This window comes from Bradyrhizobium sp. Arg237L (genome assembly GCF_029990105.1).
Lineage (GTDB): Bacteria > Pseudomonadota > Alphaproteobacteria > Rhizobiales > Xanthobacteraceae > Bradyrhizobium.
This window is the reverse complement of the sequence record NZ_JAQMIL010000001.1, coordinates 182,427-196,049: the sequence shown is the minus strand read 5'-3', so window position 1 is coordinate 196,049 and position 13,623 is coordinate 182,427. Positions and strand designations below refer to the sequence as shown.

Here is a 13,623-nt window from a genome sequence, read left to right as displayed (position 1 = left end):
CGGCCAACCTCGCGGTCGAATGATTAAAGGAAGAAACTGTTCGATTATTTGAAGCTACTCTGATCAGCCTGACGATCGACCATAGCGTCCGAGCGAGTTGATTTGCCTTGTCTCGCCTTCTGGAAGCCCTTTATGTGGGACCAACCGATACGCAGCGTAGCTTCCATTCTGTCCATGGAGTTGCGGGGGAACCGCGTGCGGCTTCGAAACGAGTCGTACAACGCGGCATTCGCGTTTGGAACGCCAGCTCTCCAAGGTTTGTTCCAGGTCGTGAAATGAACTATGTTGGGCTTGTACTCGCCTGCTAATTCAGAGACGTCGAGCTTCTCGTTGTAAGCTAGATAGTTCCATCGGGAATCGAGCTTTTTCCAAAGGCCATCGCACGCAACATTCAATGCGTCTTGATCCGAGTAGGGCGATCCAGGACAGCGCTTGAGATATTCTAACGCTGTTTCGACGATTTGCGCCTTTCGCCATTGGTGCAGGTCTATCAGAAGTACACCGGCGTTAAAGTAATCTCGCACGCGAGGTACCGGTAGGCGAACGGTTTGATTTTTCAGCTGAGAATCGAGACCGTCCAGAACCGCGCCAAGAACACTTCCCTCCAGATCTGTTGCCCAGAGCGCCTGCAGATCATCAAGAGCGAGAAGATCGCAGTCCAGATACAATACCTTGGAGACCGTATCCGGGAAAATACGCGGAATGAGGAATCGGGCGTAGGTGATTTTTGAAATGTAACTAATCGTCGAGAACTCCTGGAACATTCCCAAGTCCACCTCGATCCATCGGATCGACGCAGAACCATGCGGAAGGGAGTCCAATATCCTCCTTCGAACACGCTCGGAAAGCCCGTCGGCAAGCACATGAAACTCGAGCGGTTCGCCGCTTCTATCCGTTTCCACAATCGACCGCAGGGTCGTCGCGAGTGGCATGGCGTAACGCCTGTCACAAGCGAGGACGATTGGACCTCGTATCCGTTTTGAGTCCATCTAATGACCTACATGGTTCCCGGAGGAGAAATGACTGCTATCGACCTCGGGTTGATGCTGACTCTTCGGCGATTGCGATGCCCACCCCAATAGCTTGCCCGGCGTCCTTCTGATAACTGACAAAGCCCATTGACGGCCGCCCTCGCCCGGAATCTTCAGCAACCGCCAGAGCGGAGGCAAGTAACGCAGCCGGCGATCCATAGCCATCGCCTCGCGCATGAGGCGGAGGCCGTCATTAAGGCGGCCCCGTCGCAGCAGCGCGATCCCGCGCTGGAATATTCGCTCGGCCAATGCATGACGAGCTAAGCCTTTCAAGTCACGCGAGGTGCCGAGACGATCCCCGTATTCATCGAAGAAGCTCTCAAACGCAAGTTGACACTGTCGATAGTCGGATATTATCTCGGCAAAGTACGCGTTAGACATTGCAGTTGAGTGCCTTCGATAGATTGCCTGCACCGCATCGATGCGCGCCACCGAACCGCTCGCCGCGAAACGAAGCCACATCTCCATATCGCCGCTGTGCGGCAACGATGCTCGATAGCCGCCGATTGCTTTTTGCGTACTCGTTCGCGCAATAGCGGTCGGCGTCCAAACAAAGTTCGTCGCAATCGCACACATCTCTTCCAGGAGATCCTGGCGAGCCCACGTGTAGTCTTGCGTCGGTTCGATATTCGGGATCGGCGAATCATCGTTCCAACTGACGCATTCGCCATGCGTGAGAACAACGTCCGGATTTTTGTCCATGATTTCGACGGCGCGTTCGAGTGCGCCGGCGACCAGCAGATCATCCGCAGACAACAGAAGGAAGTAATCGGCGGAGGCCCAGGCAATTCCCTCATTGTATGTGCCGATATGCCCCTTGTTCCGCTCGTGCGCGACCACGGTCACTCGAGGGTCGTCTCGCGCCAACTTTCTCGCCACCGAGAGCGAATTATCGGACGAAGCGTCATCGATGATCAGCACGCGAAGATCTGCGACGGACTGCCTGAGAACGCTCCCCACGCAGGCTTCAAGGAACCGCCCATAATTGTAACAGGGTACAACGATATCGACTTTGGCCATGCGCCTGATTCCCTGAGCCCAACCGAAATGATCGGCGTCACCAGCGCAACTGCCGGCTCGCGACATCGACACGATCTGTTTAGACTTGAAGTTCTTTCTTCAACGTCTCCGCAATCAGCACCTGATTCTCCTCAGTCATCTGGGCGTAGAGCGGCAGCAGGATCGAGTGATCCTGCGCAAGCTCCGATTGCCGAAGGTCGTGAGGCCGCTTGTCATTCGAGTAGGGTCGCTCGCGATGCGCACACATGATGCCGCGTCGAGTTGCAATTCCCTGATCAAGGAATCGCTGCATCAGCACCTTCTGATCCACGCGATCCGGCAGTCTGACGCAGTAGCTCTGCCAGTTTGAACGAGCCCACTGCGGTTCGAAAGGCAAGATCAATCCCTCGATGTTACCGAGCAGTTCCGTGTAGCGGGAGGCAAGCGAGCGACGGCGCGCGACAAGCTCGGAGAGCCGCTCAAGTTGCTTGCGGCCAACCGAGGCCTGGATATCGGTCATGCGGTAATTGAAGCCCACCATCAGATAGTCTTCGAAAATCACTTGCGCGGAGCCATGGCGCACTGTGTCCGGCACACTCATGCCGTGCTGGCGCAGCAGTCTGAACTTTCGATCTAGCTCCGCGTCCGCGGTAGTGAGCATTCCACCCTCGCCGGTCGTGATGACCTTGCGAGGATGGAACGAAAAGCACGCGATCCGGCCGTGCGGCTTGCCGATCCGCTCCCAGTGGCCGTTCACCCGGACCTCGCTGCCGGCGGCACAGGCCGCGTCTTCGATCAGGATGAGGCCATGACGATCGGCGAACGCAGCGAGCGCCGCGAGATCGCAGGGCATGCCCATCTGATGAACGGCGATGATCGCACGCGTGCGCGACGTGATCGCTTCGGCTACCCGATCCGGATCTATGTTGTAACTGTCCGGGTCGATATCCACGAACACCGGAGTCGCGCCACAATATTTGATGCAGTTGGCTGTTGCGATGAAGGAATGACTTGCGGTGATCACCTCGTCGCCAGGCCCGATGTTTGCCGCAGTCAAGGCGACGTGCAATGCCGTCGTGCAATTCGAGACCGCGCACGCATGAGGCGCACCAACCAGAGCAGCGAATTCCCGCTCGAACGCGGCAACCTGCGGCCCCTGCGAAACCCAGCCGGATAGCACGGCCTCGCGAGCCGCGTCGGCCTCCTCCTTGTCAAGAAGCGGAATGGCAATCGGGATCATGAAGCTAGCGCCTCCTGCTTGTGCACTGAGCCCTCGGTCTCGTAAGACCTGGAGCTGATCCAGTCCGTTGACCACCTGGCAGCCACGTCGGGTCGGACTGGGGCGCCTCGATGTCCTCGCATCACAGGATTTACCTTCATTGATTTAATATGACATTCAAATTAAATGGCGGCCCATTTAGAATCAAGATATTAGTTGCCGTGCCGCGAACACCCAATTACGCCCTCATTTGAGTGAATCTGCAGTTAGCGCTGCACGAGAAGTCTCATCGCGTTGCCACGGATGAGCTCCACTTCGGGAAGCTATGGTCGCCCTGCGCCGGGCAACAATGTTGACACAACAATAGACCAATAATCCGGGCCACAAGCGCGGCTCTTTGAACAGTGCAATGAGCGTCCGATTATTGGCTTCTCCTTTGTTCACGCGCAGTTCGGGAAAGCGCTGGACGAGCTCGAATATTCCCCTGTAGGCACGCGTTCTGACCGCGATCAGTTGCAGCACAGTGCGTGGGGGGAATACCGTGGAGCTGACGCAGGGCAGTGTGGCCCGCTCTCCTGGTCTGAACTGAAGACAAACATAGGTGTCATCAGCAATGACATCCGGAAACTGGCCGAATCGCCTGCGCCCCGCCTCGGATAGGGCATAGACGCCAGACCCACCGATTCCCTGGCGCGAAGATGGCAGTCGTGACCGAATTCCGTAGTATTTTCGGACCAGCCAGGAACAGCCCGTCACATTGATATCTGCCGTCGGCGCCGCCGCCAAAACGTCGCCCTGCTCGAGGCGCTTCGCCAGAGCTCGAACGGCGTCAAGCGACAGAACAATATCGGCGTCAGCATAAATCCGAGGAAACCCATTTGAGATTTGATCACCCAGATTCAGCGCGTGGGTTTTGCCTGCGATATCCGACTCGACAACATGGACGGTCGGACTGAAGCGCCGGGCGACGGTCGCAGTGTCGTCAGTACACCCGTTACAAACGACGACCACGCCGATCTCGTCCGAAGCCGGGTTGGTGACCCACTGGCTCAGCGTCCGCGCAATCACGGAACTCTCGTTGTGGGCCGGAACGACGATCGAAATCATGGCTAGCCGGATCGGAATGGATCAAACTCACCCGCGAGCAGCGGCAGTGCGATCGGTATCACGAAGCCACCGCTTCTTTCTGGCGGGATGGCTCGAGCGATCCGCGTTCGGCTCGCCACCATTTCACAAGATCGGCAAGTCCCTGTTCGAGCGGCACACTCGAGCGGAAGCCGAGCAGGCGCTCCGCCTTTCCTGTCGAAGCCAGGCGGCGCGGCACCGGATTGACCGATCGCTCCGGCGCGAATTCCGGCGACAAGCCACGATGGCCCATCACCGAAGCGAGGGTCGTAGCAAGCTGCAACAGGCTGGTCTCGGTCCCGCTCGCGACATTGAAAACCTGATCGGTGAGCTTTGCCTTCGCCCCCATAATGTTGGCGCGAGCAACATCGCGAACGTGGACGAAATCCATGGTCTGCTGACCATCGCCGAAGATAATCGGGGGCAGGCCCGCTTCTAGCCGCTCCATCCAGCGGATCAGCACCTCCGTATAGCGGCCATGGATGTCCATGCGATCGCCATAGACATTGAAATAGCGGAAGGCGACATAGTCGAGCCCGTGCATGTCGTTGAAGGTGCGCAGCAGGCCTTCGTTGAAGGCCTTAGCCGCCCCATAAAGGGTACGGTTGTCGTAAGGATTCTGCCGCTCCGTCGTGGGAAACTCCTCCGCCATGCCGTACACCGATGCGGAGGACGCCGCGATAACCTTCTGGACATTGTGCTTGACGCACAGTTCGAGCAGATCGAACGTCGCGTCGACCATGACTTCCATGGCCAAGCGCGGCTCGGCGGCGCAATGGGTGATGCGGAGTGCGGCCTGATGAAAGACGATGTCGGCCGCCTGCACCAGCGCTGCCATGAGCTTGCCGTCGCGGATGTCTCCGTGGACGAGTCGCACAGGACCGCGCGAGACGGCGTGCCGAAGATTTTCGGGCCGTCCTCTCACCATGTTATCAAGCGCAACGATTTCGAGGCACCCTTCGTCGCACAGCAGGTCAATGATGTGCGAGCCGATAAAACCGGCCCCACCCGTAACCAGAATCCGCTTACCCTTCAGATCAGCCAAGATGCTCTCCTGTTGTTGGAGCTCGGAAAGCAGATGTGCATGACATGCTGCTTTGACCGGGATGCCTTAGGCAGCCTCGGCAAGTACCGCCTTCTGCAGCCGAGCCACGACTTCTGCCACCTGATCCGGCCGCAGTTCCGCATAGATCGGTAACGAGAGGAATTCGCTCGCCAGCCGTTCAGTGACGGGATAATCGCCTGCGCGGCAGCCAAGATTCGCGTAGGCCTTCTGCAGGTGAACCGGAACGGGATAGTGAATGCCCACACCAATTCCGCCTTCCTGCAGCACCTTCAGCGCCTCGTCACGCCGGGGAAGCCTTACCGCGTAGACGTGGTAGACATGCCGGCTGTGGGTCGGCGCTCGCGGTCGTTCGAACGGAAGCTTCTCGAGCATGGAATCATACTGCGCAGCCACTGTCCGGCGCCTGTCGGTCCAGGATTCGAGGTGGTCCATTTTGACGTTCAGCACGGCGCCCTGAATGCCGTCCATGCGGAAATTGTAGCCGGCGACAACGTGATTGTATTTGGATTCCTGGCCCCAATCACGGAGCAGCGAAATCCGTCGTGCGAGGTCCGGGCTGTTGGTAACCACCGCTCCGCCCTCCCCGTATGCTCCGAGATTCTTGCCGGGATAGAAGCTGAAGCAGCCGAGATCGCCGATGGATCCGGCGCGCCGGCCCCTGTATTCCGCACCATGAGCCTGCGCCGCGTCCTCGATGACGACGAGCCCGTGGCGGCGAGCGATCTCCATGATCGGATCCATATCCGCCATCAGTCCGTGCAAGTGCACAGGCAGTATCGCCTTCGTTCGCGGCGTGATCGCGGCTTCTATCAAGGCCGGGTTCATTGTCCAGGAGACCGGGTCGACGTCGACGAACACCGGCTTGGCGCCGCAGTACAGGATCGCTGCGGTCGTGGCGACGAACGTCATCGATACGGTGATCACCTCATCGCCCGGCCCAATGTCGGCCGCGAGCAGCGCAAGATGCAACGCCGACGTTCCGCTATTGACCGCACGGCAGTGATCAACGTTGCAATAAGCCGCAAAGCGATCCTCGAAGGCGGCAACGTCCGGCCCCAGAACAAATTGAGTGCTGTCGATGACCCGCGCAACCGCGGCATCGATCTGTGGCTTGATCTGGCGATACTGAGCCTTCAGGTCCAGAAAAGGTATCAAGCGGTTATCCTCTCCGGGTCGCCCGGACCCATTAAATATATTAAATGATTAATCCAGATAAAATTAAATCATATAAATCGCGCAATGAAAATAGCCGCGCGAAGAAATTTGAGCTGAATCTAATCCTTGATTAACGGTCTGCGGCTTCCGCGGCGACGTGGCGCGGTTCACGAACCTGCGCGGGTACGCCGGCAACAATCGCCTGCGGTGGAACGTCCTTTGTCACCACCGAGCCGGCGCCCACGATGGCCCCGGCGCCGATCGTGACACCGCAAAGAATGGTGGCATTGGATCCAATGGATGCCCCGCGGCCGATATGGGTTCGTTCCACCTTCCAGTCCGCAGGTCCCTGCAGCTTGCCGTCCGCAGTGGTTGCCCTCGGGTATTTGTCGTTGGTGAACATCACGCCATGCCCGATGAAAACCTCGTCCTCGATGGTCACGCCTTCACAGATGAAGCTGTGTGAAGATATCTTGCAGCGCGCCCCGATTTTCGCGCCGATCTGGATTTCGACGAAAGTTCCTATCCTAGTGTCGTCTCCGACCGAGCAGCCATAGAGATTAACGAGATCCGGATGGAATATTCGGACGTCGCGACCGAGTTGAACATCCTTCGCGATAGGCATCTGCTATCTCCAAGCTCTCAACAACCTTGCAACAGTCTCATAGACGCCGCAGCCTGAGCCACGGCGCAATCACAACCACCCCACCTGCCGCTCGATGAAGGTGATGCAGGAGCGGATGTCCGGTGAGCATCAGCCCGAGCCCCCAACAGAGGGCGGCGACACCGCACGCAGCGATTAGGCCAACGAAGGACGGTACGATCCTCGCTTCGATGAGCGCCGCGCAGACCATCACACCTGAAGCGGACATAGCCGTCACAACGGCGCTCTTCAGCAAAGCACGAGAAAGATGTTTTGGCTCAAGGGCAAGCCGTCGACCGATGAAATACAAAGCCACAGCAGCCTGGAACGGCAAGGTCAACAATGCTGAAGCTGCCACGGCCTCGGCCCCAAAGAAAGCTGCGCACAGAATGACGAGAAGCGAGGGCGGTAGGGAGATCAAGGACGACGTGAGCGCGTCGCGCACGCTGCCGGTAGCCACCAATGTCGGATAGCTCAAACAGGCGGCGAACAGCGCCAAATTCGCGACGCAGAGAAAGCGAACCAGAGGCACGATTTCCAACCAGTTCTGGCCGAGCAGGATCAGAATGATCGGATGCGCCATGATCGCGATGAAGAGCAGGAAGGGCCACTGTACAACCGAAAGCAGCTCAATCGCCTCAAGGTAGGCGCTCCTCAGACCCGCCGCATCTCTGCTCCTCGAGACAAGGGCGGGCATGATGATGGGGTTCAAGACCTGCACGACGAGCCGGTCGAAAACCTGAGTTATGCCCGTGGCACGGCTGTACAAGCCGACAGAGGTAAAGTCGAGAATCTTCGCCAGAAACAGCTGAGGCGACAGGTTATACAACACGTTTATGATGCTTATGCCGCTCGAATACAGGCCGAAACCGACGACGTCACGAAAATCCGCAACCGATGGCCGAAACACGCCGAAATCGCGATGCTGCCTCAGCAACATGATGGTCAAGACCACGTTGCCCGCTACGCCGCCCCAGACCGGCGCCATAAAACCGAAGCTCAACATTGCAAGCGCGATGGATACCGTGGCCCCCACGACGGCGGATGCAAGGTTGCAAATGGCGAGCTTCCCAAACTCCATGTCACGGCGAAACAGGCCGATAATCGTTCCAGAGAATGGTGCAAGCAGGAAGCTCAGCGCCGAGACCGCGATCCCTTTCCGCAAACTTTCCTGCTCGAATAGCTGTGACAGAACGCCCGAAAGTGCGAGCAGCGCCAGCCCGGTGAATGCCGAAATTCCAAACGTGACCGTAAAAGCGGTCTGCACGCTGGCGCGCGACAACTCGCGCTTCTGAATCAGGTAGTTGGCACCTCCGAACTCCTGGAAGGACGCGACAACGACTGCCGTCACAGCATTGACGACCGCATAAATCCCGAACTCCGCGGGCGTCAGCAGACGTGCCAGCACGGCAGTCGTGACCAGGAACACAACAAGATTGCCGTACCGTTCGATCGCGGAAAAGAAGATCGAACGTTTTACGGAGCGCCGCGAACCCGGCGCGGTGCCTGACGGCCCAGGCTGATCGAGGTCCTTCATGTATCAGGCCGTGGCTCTGACCGGCGTTACAGAGGTTCGCCTCCCGGTCAGCGAAACGGGCCGGCCCTGGTCGGCAATCGAGCGTGATGCCGCCTCGAGAATTTCGATCACACGCAGGCCCGACATGCCGCCGGAGATCGGGGGCAATCCAGTACGCACGCAATCGATAAAATGCTCGATCTCGGTCTGCAGCGCCTCCTTCGCGGAGATGTGAGGCGCCCACATGTCGCCAGCCCGATATCCAATCCGGAATTGATGGGCGTCTTCGGACGGCTCGTCGAGGGTGATGCCCTTGTCATAGACCTTGATCTTCTCGGTCGGCTCAAGATCGTCATAGACGATCATCTTCTTGCTCCCGCCTACGAAGGTCTGACGGACTTTGATGGGCGAGAGCCAGTTGACGCTCACATGAGCCACGCACTTGCTATCGAAGAACAGCGTGATATGCGCCATGTTCTCCGGCGTGCCGGCCACATGGCAAGATCCCGTCGCCGAGACGGCCACGGGGTCCTCGTTCAAGATATACTGAATGATCGAGACATCATGGACCGCAAGGTCCCATATGACGTTCACATCGCTCTGGAATAGGCCAAGGCTCGAGCGCGTGCTGTCGTAATAATAGATCTCGCCGAGCTCTTCGTTAAGCACCAGTTCGCGGATTTTCTGAACCGCCGGCGTATAGAGGAAGGTGTGGTCGACCATCAGCGTTAGCCTTCGCCGATCGGCCTCGTCGATAAGTCGGCGTACAAGATCCGCGCTTGGCGCCAGTGGCTTCTCCACCAGAACGTGCTTGCCGGCCTTCAGAGCTGCAAGCGCCAACTCGTAATGCGTTCGCACCGGTGTGGCGATCGCGATCGCATCGATGCTCGGATCCTTGAGCAAGTCCTCGTAGCGGTCAGTGGTGGCCACGCCCGGGTAGAGGCGCGTGCTCGCCGCAAGCTTGCCCGGATCGAGGTCGGCGATCGCAACGAGGCGAGCGGAAGGGTTGTTGACGAAGTTGCGTACAAGATTCGGCCCCCAATAGCCGTATCCAACGACGCCCATACCAACGCGGATATCTTGCATGAAAATGTCCTCAATTTCTTGGATATGAGATCAGTGACCGTGCTCCCGCAGCCAGCACCGCTGTAAACCTCTCGGCGCGTAGTCCACCAAGCTCGACGTCCATGACCGCTCGTTCGCGGTCACGGGCACCACCAGCAGGCGACTGGCATTGGATTCCAACTTCATGAAATGCCCGATGTGCAATTTGTGTCTGCAACTAGTATTCGCGGATACTTTCGTCCAGGCCGCGAAGTAATGGATAGAGGAAATAGGACATCACGCTGCGCCGCCCGACTTTCATCTCGGCGGTCACCGCCATGCCGGCGATGAATTGAGCGCGCTCCGCCGGCAGCCGAAGGTGCGTATCGGACAAGTCGACCAATACGCGGTAATAGGGAGCGGTCGGACGGTGCGCACCTTCGGCTTTCGGATCCGGCGGGAACGAGTCCTGGCTGATGACGGCTACCTCGCCTTTGGCTGTCCCATATTTCTGGAACGGAAAGGCATCAAACTTGATCCGGACAGGCTGGCCGACCGAAACCTGGCCGACGTCCTTGCCCTCGACATTAACCTCGGCCCGCAGCGGCACATCGCGGGGAACAAGTACGAACATCGGCTCGGCCTCACGGGCGACCGAACCGACAGTTCGGTTGGCAATATCGAGCACGATTGCATCGGCCGGCGCCTTCAACACGATCAACTGCCGGCGAAGCTCAGCCTTCTTCAGATCTTCCGCCGCGCTATCCCGCTTCGCCAGCGTCTCCACGAGGTCCTGATAAGCCGTCTTGCGAAAATCCTCGGCGTAGACCTTCTGGTCCGCCTCGGCTTTGTCGAGACGATGCGTATAATCGGCGATATTGCCGCGGACGCGGGCCAGATTGCTTTCGACATCGAGGCGAGCATCGCGCGACAGCAGCAAGTTCAGCTTCGAGCCGACTTCCTTGTCCATCAGCGTCGCGCGCATGACCTCGATCGATTTCATCGTTTCGAGCCGCTGAAGCAGCACTGTCTCTTCGTTCTCCGCAGTCTTCAGATTGGCGCGTGCGGACGCGATTTGCGCTTGATAGTTCTCCACCTGCGCATCGTAGGCCGCCTTGCGTTGCAGAAACATCTTGCGCTGCAGGACCTGGTCGGCGTTGGCGGATTCGCCGACCACATACTCCTCACGATTCAACTCAGCCTTGAGACGGTCAATTGCGGCATTGAACACACCGACCTTGCTGCTCAACTGGTCGAGATCCGCCTGCGAGAATGTCGGATCGAGCGTCGCCAGCAGGTCGCCGCGATTGACCCGGTCGCCGGGCTTGACATGTATCTCGCGGATGACAGAGGTCTCGAGCGGCTGGACGACGAGATTGGGGCGCGTGGTGACCAGCTTGCCCTGCGCCGTCACGATCATGTCAACCTGCGACCCCGCGGCCCAGCCGATCGCGGTGAGTATCAGAGCCAGGACGCAATAGAGCGTCACGCGGGCGATCCGCGGCGGCGCCCGATGCTCGACCTCGATCGCGTCGGATTGGAATTCCGTCACTACCTGCGGCCGGCGCCTGGTGGGCCGGAATAGCCCGCGCCGCCGCCGTTCGGTCGTCCGCACCGGAGCGTTTGCATCGCTGCCGGATTTCTCAGGCTTGGTCATGCGATCTGCTTCGTCTGCTGGTTCCAGAGATGTCGGTAAATCATGCACTTCGAAAGCAACCGGTCGTGATGATCGACGTCGACGATCCGGCCGCGGTCGATCACGAGGATCTGGTTCGCGTCTGCGAGCATCGACAGCCGGTGCGAGACGATGATGACGGTACGCCCCTCAGCGATACGGCGCAGGTTGCGCCGGATGATCATCTCGCTTTCGGAATCGAGCGCGCTCGTTGCCTCGTCCAGAATCAGGATGCGCGGGTTGACGATCAGCGCCCTCGCGATCGCGAGACGCTGCTTCTGTCCGCCCGACAGGTTCGAGGCATCCTCCTCCAGCATGGTGTCGAAGCCTCGCGGGAGCCGTTCGATGAATTCATCGGCTCCTGCGAGCTGGGCCGCGCGGACGACCTCTGCAAAGGTCGCGTCGCGCTTCACGCAGGCGATATTGTCGCGAACCGTGCCGCGAAACAGGAAATTATCCTGCAAGACCAATCCGAGATTTTGGCGCAGATGGGCGAGATCGAGCTCCCTCGAATCGTATCCGTCGACGCGCAGCAGGCCCCGCTGCACCGGATACATCCCGGAAATGAGCCGCGTTAGCGTGGTCTTGCCGGAGCCGCTTCGGCCGACGATCCCGAATATCGATCCCGGGGCGATGGAGAACGAGACATCATCCAGCGCCGGCGCACCTTCCGAGCCGTAGCGGAACGAGACATTCTCGAACTCGATCTTGCCGGCGAAGTCGGGCCGCAGCCCCTCGCGATTACCATCGCGTTCGGGCTTCTGGTTCATCACCTCGCCCAGCATCTTCACCGCCAGCGCGACTTCCTGATATTCATGAACCATGGTCACCAACTGGACCAGCGGTCCCGACACGCGCCCCGCCAGCATATTGAAGGCGACCAGCGCGCCGATGGTCATCTCGCCGCTGAAGACGTCGAGCGCTCCAAAGGAGATGATTCCGAGCGTCATCATCTTCTCAAGAAATCCGGTGGTCGACTGGGCGGCGGCAGAGATCTTCTCGACGCCGAATCGCATCGTCACCGACTGTGCGCAGCGATCGTCCCAGACCCTGCCCTGCAGCGGCTCCATCGCCAGCGACTTCACCGTGCGCATGCCGTGCACGGTCTCGACCAGCAGAGCCTGACGTGCACCTTCCGCCTGGTAGAGATTATAGAGACGGCGCCGGAACGGTCCCATCAGCAGCGCAACGACCATGCCGCTCGCGGCAGTGAAGGCCAGCACCATGCATGTCAGTTTGACGCTGTAGAACGCCAGCACCGGGAGGAAGACGAACAGCGACAGCGCGTCGAGCGTGGTCAGGAACAGACGGCCGGTCAGGAACTCGCGAATTCGCGCCGCCTGCTGCATGTGCTTCACCAGGACGCCGGCCGAAATGTGCTCAAAGAAAGTCACGGGCAGGCCAAGGAGGTGACCGAACGTCTTGGTCGCCACCCGGATATCGACCTTGTTCGTCGCATAGAGCAAAAGATAGCGTCGCAGAAAGCCGAATATCGCGTCGAACGCCAGCGCGGCAGTCGCACCGGCTGCCAGCACATAGAGCGTGGTGAAGCTCTCGTGCACAAGGACCTTGTCGATGACGAGCTGGAAGAAGATCGGTGTCGCGAGCCCCAGCGCATAGAGCATGATGGCGGCGATCGCGACGTCGACAAACAGGCGCCACTGACGGGCCAGTTCGGGGATGAACCAGCGCAGCCCAAACGCCGGCCGATGGTCCGAAGCAAGCCGCTCGCGCTTGATCAGGATGGCCTCGCCACCCCATCGGGTGCAGAACGTATCCCTGTCGACGATCAGAGGCTCGTCCCGGCGCTCGGCGAGCGGATCGAACACGCTAACCGCTTCCGCACCATCGGCTCCCTGCCCTGCCCCGAGAACGACGATCCAGTTGCCGTTCGAAAGTCGGAGCAGAGCCGGATAAGCCTCTCCCAACCGAAACAGCGCCCCCCAGTCAAGCTGCGTGCGCGTTGCGCGCATGCCCGCTTCCTTCGCCATGCGCAGCAGTCGAGTTGCCGAGACGGGAACCCCGTCGATGGCGTAGCTGTGCTTGAGCCGCTCAACCGGCAGATCGACGCCGTGATAGGCGGCGACCTTTGCGAGACATTCAAGTTCTGTCCGCAAGGCCGGGCGCAAGGTCTCGTCGGCGCTCACAGG

General features: G+C 59.3%; 11 protein-coding genes. All 11 read right to left on the bottom strand.

The window, feature by feature from the left end; translation table 11 throughout:
* Nucleotides 1–44: 44 nt before the first annotated feature.
* The 11 genes from OZ411_RS00865 to OZ411_RS00815 all read right to left on the bottom strand — a co-directional run bounded on the left by OZ411_RS00865 (nucleotide 45) and on the right by OZ411_RS00815 (nucleotide 13,602).
* Nucleotides 45–989 carry a glycosyltransferase family 8 protein gene (locus OZ411_RS00865; RefSeq protein WP_282526390.1) on the bottom strand — a complete coding sequence of 315 codons (945 nt, stop codon included), beginning with the start codon at nucleotides 987–989 and terminating at the stop codon, nucleotides 45–47.
* Entirely contained in the window at nucleotides 990–2,051 is a 1,062-nt protein-coding gene (locus OZ411_RS00860; RefSeq protein WP_282526389.1) for a glycosyltransferase, read from the bottom strand.
* A gap of 79 nt (nucleotides 2,052–2,130) precedes the next feature.
* Nucleotides 2,131–3,270 (bottom strand): DegT/DnrJ/EryC1/StrS family aminotransferase, encoded by a 1,140-nt coding sequence (locus OZ411_RS00855; protein WP_282526388.1) that lies wholly within the window; start codon nucleotides 3,268–3,270, stop codon nucleotides 2,131–2,133.
* 225 nt (nucleotides 3,271–3,495) lie between these two features.
* Nucleotides 3,496–4,356 carry a glycosyltransferase gene (locus OZ411_RS00850; RefSeq protein WP_282526387.1) on the bottom strand — a complete coding sequence of 287 codons (861 nt, stop codon included), beginning with the start codon at nucleotides 4,354–4,356 and terminating at the stop codon, nucleotides 3,496–3,498.
* Nucleotides 4,357–4,414: 58 nt separating this feature from the next.
* Complete coding sequence (locus OZ411_RS00845; RefSeq protein WP_282526422.1) at nucleotides 4,415–5,410, bottom strand: NAD-dependent epimerase/dehydratase family protein; 996 nt, start codon at nucleotides 5,408–5,410, stop codon at nucleotides 4,415–4,417.
* Nucleotides 5,411–5,485: 75 nt separating this feature from the next.
* Nucleotides 5,486–6,595 (bottom strand): DegT/DnrJ/EryC1/StrS family aminotransferase, encoded by a 1,110-nt coding sequence (locus tag OZ411_RS00840; protein ID WP_282526386.1) that lies wholly within the window; start codon nucleotides 6,593–6,595, stop codon nucleotides 5,486–5,488.
* Between the two features lie 130 nt (nucleotides 6,596–6,725).
* Nucleotides 6,726–7,220, bottom strand: a complete 495-nt coding sequence (locus tag OZ411_RS00835) for an acyltransferase (protein WP_282526385.1) — start codon at nucleotides 7,218–7,220, stop codon at nucleotides 6,726–6,728.
* A 37-nt stretch (nucleotides 7,221–7,257) separates the two neighbouring features.
* Nucleotides 7,258–8,775 (bottom strand): oligosaccharide flippase family protein, encoded by a 1,518-nt coding sequence (locus OZ411_RS00830; protein ID WP_282526384.1) that lies wholly within the window; start codon nucleotides 8,773–8,775, stop codon nucleotides 7,258–7,260.
* Nucleotides 8,776–8,778: 3 nt separating this feature from the next.
* Nucleotides 8,779–9,840 (bottom strand): Gfo/Idh/MocA family oxidoreductase, encoded by a 1,062-nt coding sequence (locus OZ411_RS00825; RefSeq protein WP_282526383.1) that lies wholly within the window; start codon nucleotides 9,838–9,840, stop codon nucleotides 8,779–8,781.
* Nucleotides 9,841–10,036: 196 nt separating this feature from the next.
* Nucleotides 10,037–11,455, bottom strand: a complete 1,419-nt coding sequence (locus OZ411_RS00820) for an HlyD family type I secretion periplasmic adaptor subunit (protein ID WP_282526382.1) — start codon at nucleotides 11,453–11,455, stop codon at nucleotides 10,037–10,039.
* On the bottom strand, nucleotides 11,452–13,602 hold the full coding sequence (locus OZ411_RS00815; protein WP_282526421.1) for a peptidase domain-containing ABC transporter: 2,151 nt from the start codon (nucleotides 13,600–13,602) through the stop codon (nucleotides 11,452–11,454). The genes OZ411_RS00820 and OZ411_RS00815 overlap by 4 nt, the downstream gene beginning before the upstream one ends.
* Between the last annotated feature and the right edge of the window lie 21 nt (nucleotides 13,603–13,623).

Excerpts from the sequence above, each read along its gene's own strand:
- OZ411_RS00850 (WP_282526387.1), bottom strand. The coding sequence starts at position 4,356 with ATGATTTCGATCGTCGTTCCGGCCCACAACGAGAGTTCCGTGATTGCG.
- OZ411_RS00820 (WP_282526382.1), bottom strand. The coding sequence starts at position 11,455 with ATGACCAAGCCTGAGAAATCCGGCAGCGATGCAAACGCTCCGGTGCGG.
- OZ411_RS00855 (WP_282526388.1), bottom strand. The coding sequence starts at position 3,270 with ATGATCCCGATTGCCATTCCGCTTCTTGACAAGGAGGAGGCCGACGCG.
- OZ411_RS00825 (WP_282526383.1), bottom strand. The coding sequence starts at position 9,840 with ATGCAAGATATCCGCGTTGGTATGGGCGTCGTTGGATACGGCTATTGG.
- OZ411_RS00830 (WP_282526384.1), bottom strand. The coding sequence starts at position 8,775 with ATGAAGGACCTCGATCAGCCTGGGCCGTCAGGCACCGCGCCGGGTTCG.
- OZ411_RS00835 (WP_282526385.1), bottom strand. The coding sequence starts at position 7,220 with ATGCCTATCGCGAAGGATGTTCAACTCGGTCGCGACGTCCGAATATTC.
- OZ411_RS00860 (WP_282526389.1), bottom strand. The coding sequence starts at position 2,051 with ATGGCCAAAGTCGATATCGTTGTACCCTGTTACAATTATGGGCGGTTC.
- OZ411_RS00865 (WP_282526390.1), bottom strand. The coding sequence starts at position 989 with ATGGACTCAAAACGGATACGAGGTCCAATCGTCCTCGCTTGTGACAGG.